Genomic DNA, 16,454 nt, shown 5'->3' with positions numbered 1-16,454 from the left:
AGCAACTAACTCTTATGAAAAACCTTTTTTATCTACTATTTATAACCTTCTCTTGCGCTACTTTTTCTCAAGAATTCTCAATGGATTTAGTCAAAAACATGAAACCGCGAAACATTGGTCCCGGTGGAATGAGTGGACGTGTCACGGCCATTGATGTTGTTGAATCCAATCCTGATATTATGTTTGTTGGTACAGCTTCTGGAGGTATTTGGAAATCTACTTCAGGAGGCATTAAATGGGAGCCTATTTTTGATAAAGAAGTAACAGCCTCTATTGGTGCTTTAGCCATACAGCAATCCAATCCTAGCGTAATTTGGGCAGGAACAGGTGAGGGAAACCCTCGTAATAGTTTAAATGGTGGTTACGGGATTTTCAAATCTCTTGATGGAGGAAGATCGTGGAAATCGATGGGATTAGAAAAAACACGTCATATACATCGTGTAGTGATACATCCAGACAATCCAGACATTGTTTACGTTGGTGCTATTGGATCACCTTGGGGTGAACATAAAGAACGTGGTGTGTATAAAACTACCAACGGCGGTAAAACTTGGAAACAAATTTTATTCAATAATAATAAAACCGGTGCTGCAGATTTAATTATGGATCCATTCAATCCAAACAAGCTAATAGCTGCTATGTGGGAACACAAACGTGATCCTTGGTTTTTTAAATCAGGAGGTAAAGGAAGTGGTTTATACATTACCCATGATGGTGGAGAAAACTGGAAAAAAATTACCGAAAAAGAAGGTTTTCCAAAAGGAGAATTGGGGAGAATTGGAGTAGCAATCGCTCCCTCTAACCCAAACACTGTTTATGCTTTGGTAGAAGCAAAGAAAAACGCTTTATATAAAAGTGAAGATGGTGGTTTTTCTTGGAAAAAAATTAATGATAAAAAAGGCATTGGAAATCGCCCTTTTTATTATTCAGAAATTTACGTAGATCCCCAAAACGAACACAAATTATACACTGTTTTCACCTATGTAAATGTTTCTATTGATGGAGGAAAGAACTTTAAGCAACTCATGCCTGCTTATGGTGTTGATAATGGTATTCACCCAGACCATCACGCTTGGTGGATTCATCCTAAAAATGGAAAATTCATGATTGATGGAAACGATGGTGGAATGAATGTTACCAAAGATGGAGGTAAAACTTGGCGTTTTATTGGGAATTTGCCTGTTGCACAATTTTATCATATTAATGTAGATAATGAGTTTCCTTACAATGTGTATGGCGGTATGCAAGATAATGGCTCTTGGCGCGGACCTGCTTATGTATGGAAAGACCAAGGAATAAGAAATTCATATTGGCAAGAGATTAGTTTTGGTGACGGTTTTGATGTTATTCCAGACAAAGATGACTCGCGTTATGGTTGGTCTATGAGTCAACAAGGTTATGTATCTCGTTACGATTACAAAACAGGTAATAATTACACTGTTCGTCCTACACATCCGGATGCTAACCTGAAACTACGCTTCAATTGGAATGCAGCTATTAATATTGACCCGTTTGATAACAGCACTTTATATTTTGGAAGCCAATTTGTACACAAATCAACCGATAAAGGTTTAACGTGGAAAGTAATTTCTCCAGACTTAACTACGAATGATAAAAGTAAACTCAAACAATCAGAAAGTGGTGGGTTAACCATGGACGCTACCGGAGCAGAAAATCACTGTACTATCTTAGTAATTGAACCTTCTCCCCTAGAAAAAGATATGTTATGGGTTGCTACGGATGATGGACAAGTACATATTACTAAAAATGGAGGTACAACTTGGACAAATGTTGCCAAAAACCTGAAAGGTTTACCTGAAAATAGTTGGGTTACTCAAATAAAAGCATCTAACAAAAATAAAGGAGAAGCTTTACTAGTTGCCAACGATTATCGTCGTTTTAACTATAAACCTTATGCTTACAGAACAAAAGATTACGGAGTAACATGGGAACGTATTGTTGATGAAAGCGATGTAAAAAGCTTTACACAATGTATTATTGAAGACCCAATTGAGCCAAATTTACTATTCTTAGGAACTGATGACGGTTTATATATTTCTATCAACGCAGGAAAAAAATGGACTAAGTGGACGGAAGGCTTCCCTACTGTTCCTGTAAAAGATTTAGTAATTCACCCAAGAGAACACGATTTAGTTATTGGTACTTTTGGTAGAGCTGCTTGGGTGTTAGATGACATTCGTCCTTTAAGAGCAATAGCTGAAGACAAAAACATTCTTTCCAAAAATATTGAATTATTCACTCCGCCAACAGCCTATCAAGCTGCCTATCAGCAACCCACTGGTAGCCGATTTGGTGCTGACGCTATGTTTAATGGAACTAACAGAGGTCGTGGTGCTTTGGTTCAATTTTATGTGAATAAACCAAAATCAACAAAAAAACCTGAAGTAAAAGGCAAAAATTCTATTAAAAAAGAAGACGAGAATACCATAAAATGGGATTCTATCAAATTTGAGGTGTTTGATGGTAATAGACTTATTAGAACCCTTAAAAGAAAAACCCCTAAAGAAAACGGCATCCATAAAGGTGTTTGGTTTATGAGTGAAAAAGGTGTTGCCAGACCTTCTAGAACTATCAGGAAACAAAAAAGAGAACCTAGAGGTGTTAGAGTAAAACCTGGAACCTACAGCATAAAAGCTACGTTTGGTAATCAAACATCAGAACAAAACATTACTGTAAAGTTTGACCCTAGACTGCATATTTCTCAGAATGCAATAAATCAAAAATATGCAGCAGCCAAAGATCTTGAAGCTCAGCAAAAAATTATAGCTGATGCAGTAAAACAGTTAGTTGAGAGTAAAAATATTGCAAATAGTTTCAACCAAAAACTATCTAAAAAAGACAAAAAACTTTATAAAGAATCAATTAAAGATTCTAAAGATATTATTAAGAAAATAGATACACTTTTAGCTGTTTATTTAGGAAAGGTAGATAAAAGACAAGGAATTACACGAAATCCTGAAATGAATGTTATGCAACGTTTAGGAACTGCTAGTAGATATGTTAATAGTAGATTTGGCGAACAAACTTCTACAGAAAAACAGTTAATTATTCAATTTAAAGAAGCTTTAAAACCTGCTTTAGAAAAAACCAATGCTTTCTTTAATAAAGATTGGAAAGAGTATAAGGCAGAAGTTGAGAAAATAGATTTATCTCCTTTTAAAGAAACCAAGCAGTTTAGCTTAGAATAACAAACCCTATCAAAAAAACGAAATTAATAACCCAAACACACACTTATGAAAAAACATTTCTTATTACTTGCCATTGCCGTTTCGGTAATTGCTTGTAAAACGGATAAAAAAGAATCTGTTAAAACCAGTACAGCTCCCAAAAAATATTCTATTGAGCAAATGATGGATAACGAAAACGTTTTTGGTGGAAGTTTTTCTCCTGATAATTCTAAGTTACTTGTAACTAGTAATCGTTCGGGAATCTATAACATGTACACCGTTTCAACATCTGGAGGAGAATTTGAACCTATTACAAAATCAGATAGTTCTTCCGTTTTTGCAACATCTTATTTCCCAAAGGATGAAAGAATGTTATTTAGAATGGATAATAATGGAGATGAAATTTATCATATCTTTTTAAGAGAACTTAACGGTGATATTAAAGATTTAACACCTACTAAAGGTGCCAGAGCAGGCTTTTTTGGTTGGGCTAAAGACGAAAAGAGTTTCTTTTTCACTTCAAACGAAAGAGACAATCGTTTTATGGATCTCTATGAAATGGATTTGGAAACGTTTACTCCTAAAATGATTTATGAAAATAAAGAAGGTTATAACGTAGCAGCAATATCAAACAATAAAAACATACTAGCCCTAAGCAAAACGGTTAACACTAACGATAGTGATTTATTTTTGTTTGATAGAACCACCAAAGTAATCACCAAAATTAACCTAACATTGAGTGGTAATTCTGCTGCTGATTTTTCTATTGATGATACAGAGTTCTACTATACAACAGATGCTGAAGGTGAATTCGCTACCTTAATGAAATATACAATTAGTACTAACGAAACAGAAAAAGTATTAGCCAAAGATTGGGATATTTCCGGAAGCTACTTTACCAATAATGGTACCTATAGAGTAACATATATTAATGAAGATGCTAAAAACGTCATTGAAGTTTATGATGTCAAAGCTGGTAAAAATATTGAGCTTCCTAATGTTGATGGAAAAAGCATTACTAGCGTTGGTTTTTCTAGAGACGAAAGTATGATGCGTTTTTATGCTGGTGGTTCTAACACTCCTTCAAACTTATATGTGTATGACTTAAAAACAAAAAAACAAACGCAGCTAACCGATGTGTTAAATAAAGAAATTAATCCTGCTGATTTAGTAAAAGCGAAAGTAATTCGTTACCCTTCTTTTGATGGAGTAACTATTCCTGCAATTTACTATATACCTCATCAAGCTTCAGAAGATACTAAAGTTCCTGCTTTAGTTTGGGTTCATGGAGGTCCTGGAGGACAATCACGTCAAAATTTCAGTTCTAGAATTCAATATTTAGTAAACCATGGCTATGCTGTTTTAGCGGTTAACAATCGAGGTAGTAGCGGATACGGTAAAACCTTTTTTACTATGGATGATTTAAACCATGGAGAAAAAGATTTGCAAGATTGTGTAGAAGGGAAAAATTGGTTAGCAAAACAACCAGAAATTGATGCTGAAAAAATAGGTATTATTGGAGGATCTTACGGTGGTTATATGACCATGGCTGCTTTAACATACACTCCAGAAGAATTTGCTGTTGGTGTAAACATTTACGGAGTTACAAACTGGATGCGCACCTTAAAAAGTATTCCATCTTGGTGGGAATCTTTTAGAGAGGCTTTATATAAAGAACTAGGAGATCCACACTCTGCAGACTCAGTAAGGTTGAAAAGAATTTCTCCTTTATTCCATACAGACAAAGTAACCAAACCATTAATGGTATTACAAGGAGCTAAAGACCCAAGAGTTTTACAGGTAGAATCTGATGAAATTGTAGCTGGTGTTAAGAAAAATGGAGTTCCTGTAGAATATGTGCTGTTTGATGATGAAGGGCATGGTTTTGTTAAAAAGGAAAATCAAATAGAAGCTAATAGTAAAATCTTAAAATTTTTAGACACCTACTTAAAGAAAGAAGAACCTATAAAAAACGACCAATTATAAATAAACTCGAAGAACTTTAACAATATAACTTTTCATAAAAATTATTGAGTTTATATTTTTGTCAATACAACATAAAATCTCCCGTATATTTATTTATGTGGGAGATTTTTAATATGACAAAGAACTACAACACTATTATTATGCGAAAATTATTCTTATTAATTGTCTCTTTACTTTCATTAAACAGTTTTTCACAAAATCAACCTGATCCAACCAAAGAATTAGGGGTTTGGTACATGTATAACGGATCACACCAAATTTCAGATAAATTTGGTTTAAAATCTATGGCACATTTTCGCTTTTTTGAAGTTGGAGATGACATGCAGCAGTTTATCGGGCGTTTGGGAGCTAATTATAAGTTCAATAAAAATATCAACGCTACTATAGGGTATGCCTTCTTAAACACTGATGAAACTTTTAATGTTAATGCAGGCGACTTTAACGAACATCGTATTTATGAAGACCTAAATGTAAATCATAAAATAGCTAGTTTAAACCTGGCACATCGTTTTAGAGGTGAACAACGTTTTTTTAAATCAACTACCAGTAATTTCTTTCGATATCAACTTGCATTGGGACATCCTATCAATGAAAAATGGTCTACATACCTATACAATGAAACCTTTTTAGATTTTGAGGGAGAAGCTTATAATCAAAACTGGTTTGGAGCTGGTTTTAAATATAAAGTATCTGACGTAGTTAAGCTTCAAGCAGGATATCAACTAATACATGTAAACGAGGTTGGTAACTTTAATAGAATTCAATTAGGAGTTGCAATAAGTACAGATCATAGAAAATAGAACTAACTAATATTTCATACTTTAGCGACAAATTATTTTTAAATGGAAGCACCTCTTTTTACAAACGATGCAATCGTATTTGGTATTTTAATGATTTCGTTAGGTTTTGTATTTTATACAGAATCAAAAACCTCAGGATTTTGGCCTAAGTTTTATAAAATAGTCCCAGGTTTATTCATAGCGTATTTTATCCCTGCAATATTTACTACTTTGGGAGTTATTTCTCCAGAGTGGGAAACTACCAGTGCTGCTGGCGAAGTCGTAAAAAACAAATCACAACTATACTATGTTTCTAGTAGGTTTTTATTACCTGCTGCCTTAGTTTTAATGACATTAAGTATTGACTTAAAAGCTATTTTCAACTTGGGCTCAAAAGCATTAATCATGTTTTTTACAGGAACTGTTGGTATTGTTATTGGAGGACCAATTGCCATTTTATTAATTTCTACTGTTTCACCAGAAACAGTAGGAGGAGCTGGATTTGATGCTGTTTGGAGAGGACTTTCTACCTTAGCTGGTAGTTGGATTGGTGGTGGAGCTAACCAAACTGCTATGCTAGAAATTTATCAATACAATCCAGCTAAATATGGAGGAATGGTGTTTGTTGATATCGTAGTAGCTAATATTTGGATGGCTATCATTTTAATTGGAATTGGTAAAAAAGACAAAATAGATAAATGGTTAAAAGCTGATACTTCAGCTATTGAAGATTTAAAACAAAGAGTTTCTAACTTTACACAAAGTGTAAAAAGAACTCCTACTTTAACCGACTTTATAATTATGCTTGCCATTGCTTTTGGTACTGTTGGTTTTGGTCATTTTGCAGGAGCGTATTTAAGTGACGTTTTTGCTTCGTTAACAGCAACTATGGAATCTCAAACTACAAAAAACATTTTCTCTTTCTTAGGATCAAGCTTTTTCTGGTTAATTAGTATATCAACAATTGTTGCTGTTGTTTTATCTTTTACGAAAGCTAAAAATTATGAAGGCGCTGGAGCTAGTAAATTAGGAAGTATTTTTATTTACGTACTAGTAGCAACTATTGGTATGAAAATGGACTTAACGCTAATTTTTGATAATTTCAATTTAATTTTTATTGGTTTGGTATGGATGGCAATTCATGCTGGATTATTAATCTTAGTAGCTAAATTAATTCGCGCTCCATATTTCTTCTTAGCAGTAGGAAGTCAGGCAAATGTTGGTGGAGCTGCTTCTGCTCCAATTGTAGCACAAGCTTTTCACCCTTCTTTAGCAACTGTAGGTGTTTTATTAGCTGTTTTCGGGTACGCTATCGGTACCGTAGGCGCAATCCTATGTACAATTTTAATGGAAATAGCCTCAAAAGTTTAGGAGAAATCTGCATATTTGCAACAGACAAATTTTGAATTCAATGAAGAAAATTATTGCTCTTTTCGCAATTGCACTTGTTGCTTTTGCTTGTTCCTCTAAAAAAGAAGGAAACATGGTTGTTAAAGGTCAGATTAAAGGATTAAAAAAAGGTACTTTATATCTTCAAAAGATGAAGGACACATTATTGATATCTGTTGATTCTATGGCGTTGTTAGGTGATGATAAATTTATATTAACAGATAATGTTGAGTCTCCTGTAATGTATTACTTAACTTTTGATGGTAATACAACAGATAAACACATTATGTTTTTTGGGGAAGAAGGTGAAATTACCATCAACGATAAAATTGAAGAGTTTGGTTTTAAACCTGAAATTAAAGGTTCTAAAAATCAAGAAGTAATGAATGAGTATCGTAAAATAAACCAACGTTTTATGGAGCAACGTCTAGATTTTGTAAAAAAAGAAGTAGAAGCTCGTCAAGCTCAAGATGAGGTACAATTAGAACAAGTAGAAGCAGATTATAAGAAAATGGTACGTCGTCGTTTCTTATTCTCTACAAACTTTGCTATTGCAAACGCTGATAGTGAAGCTGCACCATATATTGCTTTATCTGAACTGTATGATGCTAATATTCAACTTTTAGATACAATTAATAATAGCTTAACTGATAAAGTTAAAAATTCTGAATACGGTAAACGTTTACAAAAGTTTGTAGATGATATAAAAACTAAAGAAGGAAAGTAAATATTCTTTTCTTTAAAAGAAGTAAAAAAGCTCATTCAGTTTGAATGAGCTTTTTTACTTTTATATTCTAAATTTTAAAAGACAATACTGGTAACTTACTGTGATTGGCAATATCTTCTGAAATACTACCTTCAAAAAAGTGTGCTATTCCCTTTCTACCATGCGTAGCTACTACTAAAACATCTGAGTTTATTTTGTCTGCGTAATAGAACACTCCCTTTTCTACAGAATAATCAGAAATTATTTTTACTTTATGAATGTTTTCATCATAGCTTTCATTTGTTTGATTAAAAAAATGCTTCATTCTTTCTTCTAACTCTTCGGTACTTTTAAACTTAGACGTTGGTGTACTTACATATACCAGCTCCATATCTGCATTAAACTTCTTAAGAAACTCTTTCGCTTCCATATATGGTTTTACATCGTCATCAGAAAAATCACAAGCAAACAGTATCTTTTCTATCTGTTTTACTATCGGTTCTTCTTTTATTACTAATACAGGTACATGCGCATAACGGATTACCTTTTCTGTATTAGAACCAATAAACATTTCTTTTAAACCACTAGCTCCTTTAGATCCCATAACAATCAAATCTGCTCCTTCATTTCTTGCCAACTGGTCTATTTCGCTAAAGATTTTAAAATGCTTTATAATTGGAGTTACTTTTATACCCGATAAATACTCTTTCTCTAAAAATTCTGCTAACTTTTTCTCAGACATTTGTAAATAAAACAACATTTCTTGTTGTAAATAACTTTCTGATCTACTTAAAACAGCATTAGATAACTCAAGCATATGTACTACCAACACCTCAGCGTCTGACTTTTTTGCTAAAAAAGCTGCTGTTTGTAAAGCATTTTCAGAATATTCAGAAAAATCAACTGGGACTATAATTTTTTTCATGATTAATTACTTTTAGGTTCTACATCTTCTATAAAGTTACCTAAATTTTGTCAGTAAAGCTATGATTTTTGTCACTTTATAAACCACTATATATTCTATACATTTGCTTTCTTAAATTTTACATTTGTTATGGATAAAAACTCTTCTAAATTTGTAGGCGTTGTTGTACGTGCCTTTATTTCTTTAATGGTCGTTTCTATTTTAGGTATTTTATTAAAGTTTTTTATTACCATACCCAATCGTATTTTTTTTAATAGATCTATAGCATATACTAGTACACATTATTCATATAAACCAGGACAAAATGGATGGACTTTTGATTTTTTTGTATTAAACAATGATGGTTTATATGTAGCCTTACCCTTACTTCTAGTGATTTTTATTGCTTTAGTTTTTTACTTTGGAGTATTTTCTGCTATTGCAACATTTTTAAATTTTAAAGCACAAAACACGCAATTAGCCAAAAGAGATTTTATTTTAACACTACTTGTTGTTAGCTTCTACTTTATGCCCAAATACATAAATATTGATTCTTTTTTAAACATCAATGAAAGAGGTGATTATGTACTTAAAGAGCGCATATATAATCCTAATAATGAAATTTGGGAAATAGGTGTTCAAAAAATAAGAGGTAACTATATTAAAGAACATAAAACCGTAAGCAATGACTCTTCATTTTTAGTTGTAAGAAAATTTAACACTAAAAAAATAGATACAGTTTTATTTGAAAAATTAGTTATTCCAGGCAATAATGTTTACGTTTTTAGTGCAAAAGATACCTTATGGTTATTTGAAACTTCTAATAATTATATAAAAGCTTTTAACATGGTTAACAGCAACATGGTTATAAAAAACAAAGAAGACTTAAACCGTATGATGCCCAAAAAACATCAAAAAAGTGGTATTGCCGAATTAAGTTATTCTCCTGCTCAAAAAAATAGTGTCTATGTAAAAACTAATTACGGTGAGGTGTTATACTTGCATACAGATGATAATTTAATTACTGATAGATACAAATACACTAACAGCACATACTATCTAAGACGCATAAACGAACATAGATATAAATTATATGCAAAAAAGAAACAGCTAGCTACTACCTTACAAGAAACTATCTTTTTAAATGCTGAAATTATTTCTTATAGAAATAATGTTGTTGTTATTAGACACAAAGTCAACATAAAAAAAGAAACTCCTTATATCATTTCAGCATATGATACTATAACAGGAAATAAACTATGGGATTTTAATGAAGAAAACAATCCTTTTTTAAATAATGCTTATGGTAAAGTTACTGTGAATGCAACTTTTTTACCAAACAAAACAATTCTTAGTTTTTATGATGTTTTTACATTAAAAGGAAATGTAATAATAGACAATCAAGGAAACTATATAAAACAGGAAATTAACATAACCAACTATTAAACAAGTTTTTTACACTTTTCAAAATTATGATTAATGGCAACCTTCAACTGAATTATGAAGATCAGATACAGGAAGTGGAGAAACATAAGGTATTCCTAACCCTAGTCCTCTAAGAATAAACAATACTCCAATAATAATTACAACATAAGGTATTGCTTGTTGAATTCTTTTTCGCACCAAACCATTTGCAAAATTCCCTACATAAACCACTGCCGTCATTAATGGTATTGTTCCTAATCCGAAGAGAAACATATATAGGCTTCCTGATAACATATTAGTTGTACTCAACGCTCCAAAAACTGCCATATAAACTAATCCACAAGGCAAAAATCCATTTAGAAAACCGATGGTAAAAAAAGTATCGTTTCCTTTTTTCTTCAACTCTTTTCCTAAAGAAGATTTTACTTTCATTACCAACCTATTTATTGGATTTGAAAAGTTATACCTTTGAAAGGTTTTTGGTACAAGGATTGCCAAAATCATTAACACTCCTACAATAATAGAAAGTTGTTGCTGAAACCCGAAGAAATAAAACCCTTTACCTAGTAAACCAAATAAAAAGCCTATTAAACTATAAGTAAATAAGCGTCCTAAATGATAACTAGTTATTTGAAAAAACTGTTTTACTTTATTCGTTCTGTCTACAGGTAACATAAAGGCTATAGGACCACACATGCCTATACAGTGAAAACTACCTAATAAACCAAATATGATTGCTGAAAGAAACATTAAAACACTAACTCTTTCTGAAATAAATAATCTTTATTTTTGTAGTTCCAGGAAACTGTTATGTTCCAACGACCACCCAACAAACGTTTCTCAGGCACGAGCAAATATGTTTCGGAAATCGAAATAGGTATTTCGAAATCCAATTGTTTATCAGATGGTCTGTATAGGAACACTTTTCCTTTTATATCTTTAGGGTTAAAGTCCGTTGGAAAATGGACTTTAATTCCTTCAGTTACTTTTTCTATTTTAATATTCTTTTTTAATGCTTTCGCATTTTTAGTAGCATCTAATTTGTTCTGAAATTCTAATTCTTGTTGGTAGTATTTTTCAGTTACTAAATCGTGATTAAAGTTTTTACCTGTACTCATCGTAATTACGAAATACATAATAAAGCCTATAAATCCTATTATTGCTATTACTATACCCGTGCCCCAGTTTAGTTTCATTTTAATTTGTTTTTAGTCTTTGGTTCTTAATCTTTATTCATACTTACTCCTAAAAGCTAATGAACTTTAGACTGATTTATCTATAACTTCTTGGTCCTAAAAAGTTGGTTGTAGTAGTTTCAATAAGTTTATCACCACTATACACTCCTATTTTTAGTTTTTCTTTTTCATTTTTCATTTCAGACTGATGTAACTCTATAAATAAGGTTCCTTCTGCTAATCCTTGTTTAGGTACTTCAAAATCTTGATGTGTTACTGTTTCTATTTTTCCTTTATGAGATAACAATTTATAACTCACATTATCTATTTGTTTTGTTGTTTTATTTACTACTTTAAAAGTGTAAATATTACTAATAACTCCGTTTTCTTTGTGTTGATACAACTGCCCTGGCAATCGTAAAATTGTTGCTTCTACATCGTTCCTCAAAAACAGCATCCCTATTAAAATTCCTATTAAAATAAACAAAACTGCTGAGTACCCTTTCATTCTTGCAGTGAATTTAAAAGGTGCTTTCTTTACAATATTTTCTTCACTTGCATAACGAATAAGTCCTTTTGGCAATCCTACCTTTTCCATTATATGGTCACATTCATCAATACAAGCTGTACAGTTTACACATTCTAATTGCGTACCGTTTCGAATATCTATTCCTGTAGGACATACATGCACACATTGAAAACAATCTATACAATCTCCTTTTCCAGACGCTGCTCTATCTTCTTTTTTATTAAACTTTCCTCTCCCTGCTTTTCCTTCTCCTCTTACATGATCGTAAGCCACATTAATAGTTTTATTATCTAACAGCACTCCTTGCAGTCTACCATAAGGGCAAGCTATAATGCAAACTTGCTCTCTAAACCATGCAAAAATAAAATAGAAAACTCCTGTAAAAATTAGCAATGATATTAAAGTACTAATATGGTCTAATGGGTTACCTGTTATGTAACTTATTAATTTATCACTTCCTATTAAATATGCTAAGAAAACGTTTGCTATAATAAAAGAGATGATAAAAAAGACTATCCATTTTAAGACTCTTTTTCTTATTTTTTCTGCATTCCAAGCTTGTTTTGCTAAACGAATTTGTTTTCCTCTATCTCCCTCTATTAAATATTCAATTTTCCTAAAAACCATTTCTAAGAAAATAGTTTGCGGACAAATCCAACCGCAAAAAATTCGACCAAAAACAACAGTAAATAGAATGATAAACACCACTCCTATTATCATTGAAATTACCATTAAATGAAAGTCTTGTGGCCAAAAAGGAAATCCGAAAATGTTAAATTTACGTTCTAAAACATTAAATAGTAAAAACTGATTTCCGTTAATTTTAATAAACGGTGCTAGTAATAAAAACGCTAATAAAAAATAGCTTATATAACTTCGATACTTATAAAACTTTCCGCTTGGTTTTTTTGGAAACACCCAAGCCCTTTTTCCTTCATCATTTATAGTACCAATACTATCTCTGAATTGTTCGTTTTTGGGTGTTTCCATAATCAACTATTAAAAACTAATTTGTAACTTCTATTTTTTTATTGAATACTATCTTTTACTTGCTCTTCTACTGGTTCTGCAACAGTTGATGCTTGACCTTCTTCTTTATATAACTCTCCTTGAGGTTCTTTTGGTTTTGCTGGAGTAGTTCCTTGTAAAGAAATTATATAACTCGCAACCTTTTGAATGTCTTTAGGTTTTAATGTTTTGTTCCAAGCAACCATACCTTTACCGTCTCTACCTCCATTAGCAACTGTATTAAAAATATTCTTCATTCCTCCTCCTAAAATCCAATACTCATCTGTCAGATTAGGTCCTATACCTCCTCCTCCATCAGCCATATGACATGCTGCACAGTTTAAATTAAATACAGCTTTACCTCTACTTAAATCGGCATCAGAAGTTAATACTGTAGCAGTTTCAGCATCAATAATAGCTTCCTTTGAGTTTGATTTAAATGCTGCTAATTCTCTTTTAGCTTCTGCTACTGCTTGAGCATACTCCATTTCTTGGTTATCTGCTCCTAATACATGATATCTTACTAAATATACTGCTGCAAAAATGATTGTTGCATAGAACATATATAGCCACCATGGTGGTAAGTTATTGTCTAACTCTTTAATTCCATCATAATTATGATCAAGAATAATTTCATCTTCTTGCTCAATTGCTTTAGCCTCTGTCCATTTACTAATAAGTTTTTTAGCCCAAGCCCATTTATCAACTTCTTCTGGTTTAATTCCATCTTTTTCCATTTGAAGTTGCTCTGCTCTTTGCTGAGCCACAATATTTAAAACTTCTTTTAAAACGACAACAGTTATAAGCCCTACAATCGCTATCCAAACTAATGGGTGTTCATATAGACTAAATGGATTTTGATATGATTTAATTGCAGTAGCAATAGCAAAAAAGGTTACTGCAACAAAAATGATATATACTATAGACTGAAAATATTTTTTCATCTTTTTAAATTTTACTAATTATCTAAAGGCAATTCACTTACCCTACTTATATATTCTTTCTTGGCTGTAAATACCCACCAAAACAACACTACAAAAAATGTAAAGAATATGGTTAGTGAAATAATTGGGTATATTTCAATACCTGCAATAGTTTCCATATGATTTTTTACAAACTTTAACATAATTTCTAGTTTTTAGCGCTTAATTGGTCTTGAACATCTTTAATCTTAATATCGGTACCTAATCGTTGTAAATAAGCGATTAAGGCTACGATTTCCCTATCTTTCATTTCTATGAAAGTTTGTCCATTTTCTTGAGCATACTTTTTATCTGCTTCATAGTTTGTTGCAAAGTCTGGATCAGCATACAAGTTCTCTTGAATTTTAGCTCCTTGCTCTTCCATGCTTGTTTGTGCATTTGCAATATCTTCTTCCGTATAAGGAACTCCTAAGCTAACCATTGCTTTCATTTTGCTTTCGGTATCACTCTTATCTAACTTATTTCTTACTAACCATTGGTATGCTGGCATAATAGATCCTGGAGATGTACTTTGTGGATCATACATATGATTTAAATGCCAACTATCGTTATACTTTCCTCCAACTCTTAATAAATCTGGACCTGTACGTTTAGAACCCCATAAAAACGGATGGTCGTATACAAACTCTCCTGCTTTTGCAAATTCTCCATAACGTTCTACTTCCGATCTAAATGGACGTACCATTTGTGAGTGACATCCCACACATCCTTCACGGATATAAATATCTCTACCTTCTAATTCTAGAGGAGTATAAGGTTGTACGCTTGTTATTGTTGGAATATTAGATTTTACTAATAATGTTGGAATAATTTGAACAACTCCTCCTATTAAAATCGCCACTGTAGCATATATAGTTAATTTTACAGGCCTTCTTTCTAACCAAGTATGCCAACCTTCTTTAGAAGTTCTGTATTTAGATACTTTTGTTAATGCCGCTGCTTCTGCTAGTTCATCTGTTACTCCACTTCCTGATCTTACCGTTTTAACAATGTTATATAACATTACAAATGCTCCAAGGATAAATAAGCTTCCTCCAATAGCACGCATCCAATACATTGGAATAATTTCGTTTACTGTTTCTAAGAAGTTACCATAAGTTAACGTTCCATCTGGATTAAACTGTTTCCACATTGAAGCTTGTACAAATCCTGCAACATACATTGGTAGCGCATACATAATAATACCTAAAGTTCCAATCCAGAAATGGAAGTTAGCCAATGCTGTAGAATATAATTTTGTTTTGAACATTCTTGGTACTAACCAGTATAACATACCGAAAGTTAAGAATCCGTTCCAAGCTAAGGCTCCTACGTGTACGTGAGCGATAATCCAATCACTAAAGTGCGCAATTGCATTTACATTCTTTAATGATAACATTGGTCCCTCAAAAGTTGCCATACCATAACCTGTAATTGCAACTACCATGAATTTTAATACTGGATCTACTCTTACTTTATCCCAAGCTCCACGAAGAGTTAACAATCCGTTAATCATACCTCCCCAAGATGGTGCAATTAACATTACTGAGAACGCAACTCCTAAATTTTGAGCCCAATCTGGTAATGATGTATATAATAAGTGGTGAGGCCCTGCCCAGATGTAGATAAAAATTAATGACCAAAAGTGCACAATAGATAACCTATATGAATATACTGGACGATTAGCCGCTTTAGGAACAAAGTAATACATTAATCCTAAGAACGGAGTCGTTAAGAAGAATGCCACAGCGTTGTGTCCGTACCACCATTGTACCAGTGCATCTTGAACCCCTGCATACACAGAATAACTTTTCATGAAACTTACTGGCAACTCTAAACTATTAAAAATATGTAATACTGCTACGGTTACAAAAGTTCCTAGGTAAAACCAAATTGCTACATATAAATGACGTTGTCTTCTTTGTAAGATTGTCCAAATCATGTTAGCACCAAAAGCCACCCAAACTAGGGCTATGGCAATATCGATTGGCCATTCTAATTCAGCGTATTCTTTTGAAGTGGTATACCCTAGCGGAAGTGTTATGGCTGCTGCAACAATTATTAACTGCCATCCCCAAAAGTTAAAGTTACTTAAAAAATCACTCGCCATACGGGCTTTCAGTAATCGCTGTAGTGAGTAGTAAACTCCTGCAAAAATGGCATTTCCAACGAATGCAAAAATTACTGCGTTCGTATGTAATGGTCTTAAACGTCCAAAACTTAACCACGAAATACCGTCAGTTAAATTTGGGAATAAAAACATAAAAGCCAATAACAATCCCACTGAAAAACCTACTATTCCCCATAGTAAGGTTGCGTAGATGAATTTTTTTACGATCTTATTATCGTAATAAAATTGTTGCATTTCCATAATCTATTTGAATTTAATATCTATTGTTAATT

Annotated in this window: 13 protein-coding genes; 6 read left to right on the top strand and 7 right to left on the bottom strand. The window is 32.5% G+C overall.

Going from position 1 to position 16,454, the window contains the following annotated elements; genetic code table 11:
• Window positions 1-14 precede the first annotated feature (14 nt).
• The 5 genes from MHM83_RS12670 to MHM83_RS12650 all read left to right on the top strand — a co-directional run bounded on the left by MHM83_RS12670 (window position 15) and on the right by MHM83_RS12650 (window position 8,069).
• The gene (locus tag MHM83_RS12670) at window positions 15-3,209 is read left to right on the top strand and encodes a VPS10 domain-containing protein (RefSeq protein WP_239180104.1); all 3,195 of its coding nucleotides are present in this window, start codon (window positions 15-17) and stop codon (window positions 3,207-3,209) included.
• Between the two features lie 45 nt (window positions 3,210-3,254).
• Complete coding sequence (locus MHM83_RS12665; protein WP_239180102.1) at window positions 3,255-5,174, top strand: S9 family peptidase; 1,920 nt, start codon at window positions 3,255-3,257, stop codon at window positions 5,172-5,174.
• A gap of 140 nt (window positions 5,175-5,314) precedes the next feature.
• The gene (locus tag MHM83_RS12660) at window positions 5,315-5,974 is read left to right on the top strand and encodes a DUF2490 domain-containing protein (protein WP_073184598.1); all 660 of its coding nucleotides are present in this window, start codon (window positions 5,315-5,317) and stop codon (window positions 5,972-5,974) included.
• A 42-nt stretch (window positions 5,975-6,016) separates the two neighbouring features.
• Window positions 6,017-7,324, top strand: a complete 1,308-nt coding sequence (locus MHM83_RS12655; RefSeq protein WP_239180100.1) for a DUF819 family protein — start codon at window positions 6,017-6,019, stop codon at window positions 7,322-7,324.
• 40 nt (window positions 7,325-7,364) lie between these two features.
• Window positions 7,365-8,069 carry a DUF4369 domain-containing protein gene (locus tag MHM83_RS12650; protein ID WP_239180098.1) on the top strand — a complete coding sequence of 235 codons (705 nt, stop codon included), beginning with the start codon at window positions 7,365-7,367 and terminating at the stop codon, window positions 8,067-8,069.
• Between the two features lie 67 nt (window positions 8,070-8,136).
• Here the strand turns inward: MHM83_RS12650 and MHM83_RS12645 are convergent, their stop codons facing one another.
• Window positions 8,137-8,973, bottom strand: a complete 837-nt coding sequence (locus MHM83_RS12645) for a universal stress protein (protein WP_167714188.1) — start codon at window positions 8,971-8,973, stop codon at window positions 8,137-8,139.
• A 129-nt stretch (window positions 8,974-9,102) separates the two neighbouring features.
• Between MHM83_RS12645 and MHM83_RS12640 the strand changes: the two genes are divergently transcribed.
• Window positions 9,103-10,398, top strand: a complete 1,296-nt coding sequence (locus tag MHM83_RS12640) for a hypothetical protein (protein ID WP_239180096.1) — start codon at window positions 9,103-9,105, stop codon at window positions 10,396-10,398.
• Between the two features lie 30 nt (window positions 10,399-10,428).
• Here the strand turns inward: MHM83_RS12640 and MHM83_RS12635 are convergent, their stop codons facing one another.
• From MHM83_RS12635 to ccoN, 6 genes are all read right to left on the bottom strand, one after another.
• A complete protein-coding gene (locus MHM83_RS12635; RefSeq protein WP_239180094.1) occupies window positions 10,429-11,127 on the bottom strand; it encodes a sulfite exporter TauE/SafE family protein in 699 nt (232 codons plus the stop codon).
• Complete coding sequence (locus MHM83_RS12630; protein ID WP_047790120.1) at window positions 11,127-11,573, bottom strand: FixH family protein; 447 nt, start codon at window positions 11,571-11,573, stop codon at window positions 11,127-11,129. Before MHM83_RS12630 ends, MHM83_RS12635 begins: the two co-directional genes overlap by 1 nt.
• Window positions 11,574-11,649: 76 nt before the next feature.
• The gene (gene ccoG, locus MHM83_RS12625; RefSeq protein ID WP_073184494.1) at window positions 11,650-13,071 is read right to left on the bottom strand and encodes a cytochrome c oxidase accessory protein CcoG; all 1,422 of its coding nucleotides are present in this window, start codon (window positions 13,069-13,071) and stop codon (window positions 11,650-11,652) included.
• A 38-nt stretch (window positions 13,072-13,109) separates the two neighbouring features.
• Window positions 13,110-14,033: a cbb3-type cytochrome c oxidase N-terminal domain-containing protein gene (locus MHM83_RS12620; protein WP_047790118.1), complete on the bottom strand. Its 924-nt coding sequence runs from the start codon at window positions 14,031-14,033 to the stop codon at window positions 13,110-13,112.
• Window positions 14,034-14,047: 14 nt separating this feature from the next.
• The gene (locus MHM83_RS12615; RefSeq protein WP_047790117.1) at window positions 14,048-14,215 is read right to left on the bottom strand and encodes a cytochrome c oxidase subunit IV; all 168 of its coding nucleotides are present in this window, start codon (window positions 14,213-14,215) and stop codon (window positions 14,048-14,050) included.
• A gap of 5 nt (window positions 14,216-14,220) precedes the next feature.
• Complete coding sequence (gene ccoN, locus MHM83_RS12610) at window positions 14,221-16,422, bottom strand: cytochrome-c oxidase, cbb3-type subunit I (protein ID WP_073184496.1); 2,202 nt, start codon at window positions 16,420-16,422, stop codon at window positions 14,221-14,223.
• Window positions 16,423-16,454 lie beyond the last annotated feature (32 nt).

The sequence above is a fragment of the Tenacibaculum sp. Mcav3-52 genome, from assembly GCF_022347665.1.
Taxonomy (GTDB): domain Bacteria; phylum Bacteroidota; class Bacteroidia; order Flavobacteriales; family Flavobacteriaceae; genus Polaribacter; species Polaribacter mesophilus.
The sequence above is the reverse complement of the archived record's forward strand: the minus strand, read 5'-3'. Positions and strand labels throughout refer to the sequence as shown.

Bases quoted from the DNA above. Each gene is read 5' to 3' on its own strand.
- MHM83_RS12670 (WP_239180104.1), top strand. From the start codon at position 15: ATGAAAAACCTTTTTTATCTACTATTTATAACCTTCTCTTGCGCTACT.
- MHM83_RS12665 (WP_239180102.1), top strand. From the start codon at position 3,255: ATGAAAAAACATTTCTTATTACTTGCCATTGCCGTTTCGGTAATTGCT.
- MHM83_RS12660 (WP_073184598.1), top strand. From the start codon at position 5,315: ATGCGAAAATTATTCTTATTAATTGTCTCTTTACTTTCATTAAACAGT.
- MHM83_RS12655 (WP_239180100.1), top strand. From the start codon at position 6,017: ATGGAAGCACCTCTTTTTACAAACGATGCAATCGTATTTGGTATTTTA.
- MHM83_RS12650 (WP_239180098.1), top strand. From the start codon at position 7,365: ATGAAGAAAATTATTGCTCTTTTCGCAATTGCACTTGTTGCTTTTGCT.
- MHM83_RS12645 (WP_167714188.1), bottom strand. From the start codon at position 8,973: ATGAAAAAAATTATAGTCCCAGTTGATTTTTCTGAATATTCTGAAAAT.
- MHM83_RS12640 (WP_239180096.1), top strand. From the start codon at position 9,103: ATGGATAAAAACTCTTCTAAATTTGTAGGCGTTGTTGTACGTGCCTTT.
- MHM83_RS12635 (WP_239180094.1), bottom strand. From the start codon at position 11,127: ATGTTTCTTTCAGCAATCATATTTGGTTTATTAGGTAGTTTTCACTGT.
- MHM83_RS12630 (WP_047790120.1), bottom strand. From the start codon at position 11,573: ATGAAACTAAACTGGGGCACGGGTATAGTAATAGCAATAATAGGATTT.
- ccoG (WP_073184494.1), bottom strand. From the start codon at position 13,071: ATGGAAACACCCAAAAACGAACAATTCAGAGATAGTATTGGTACTATA.
- MHM83_RS12620 (WP_047790118.1), bottom strand. From the start codon at position 14,033: ATGAAAAAATATTTTCAGTCTATAGTATATATCATTTTTGTTGCAGTA.
- MHM83_RS12615 (WP_047790117.1), bottom strand. From the start codon at position 14,215: ATGTTAAAGTTTGTAAAAAATCATATGGAAACTATTGCAGGTATTGAA.
- ccoN (WP_073184496.1), bottom strand. From the start codon at position 16,422: ATGGAAATGCAACAATTTTATTACGATAATAAGATCGTAAAAAAATTC.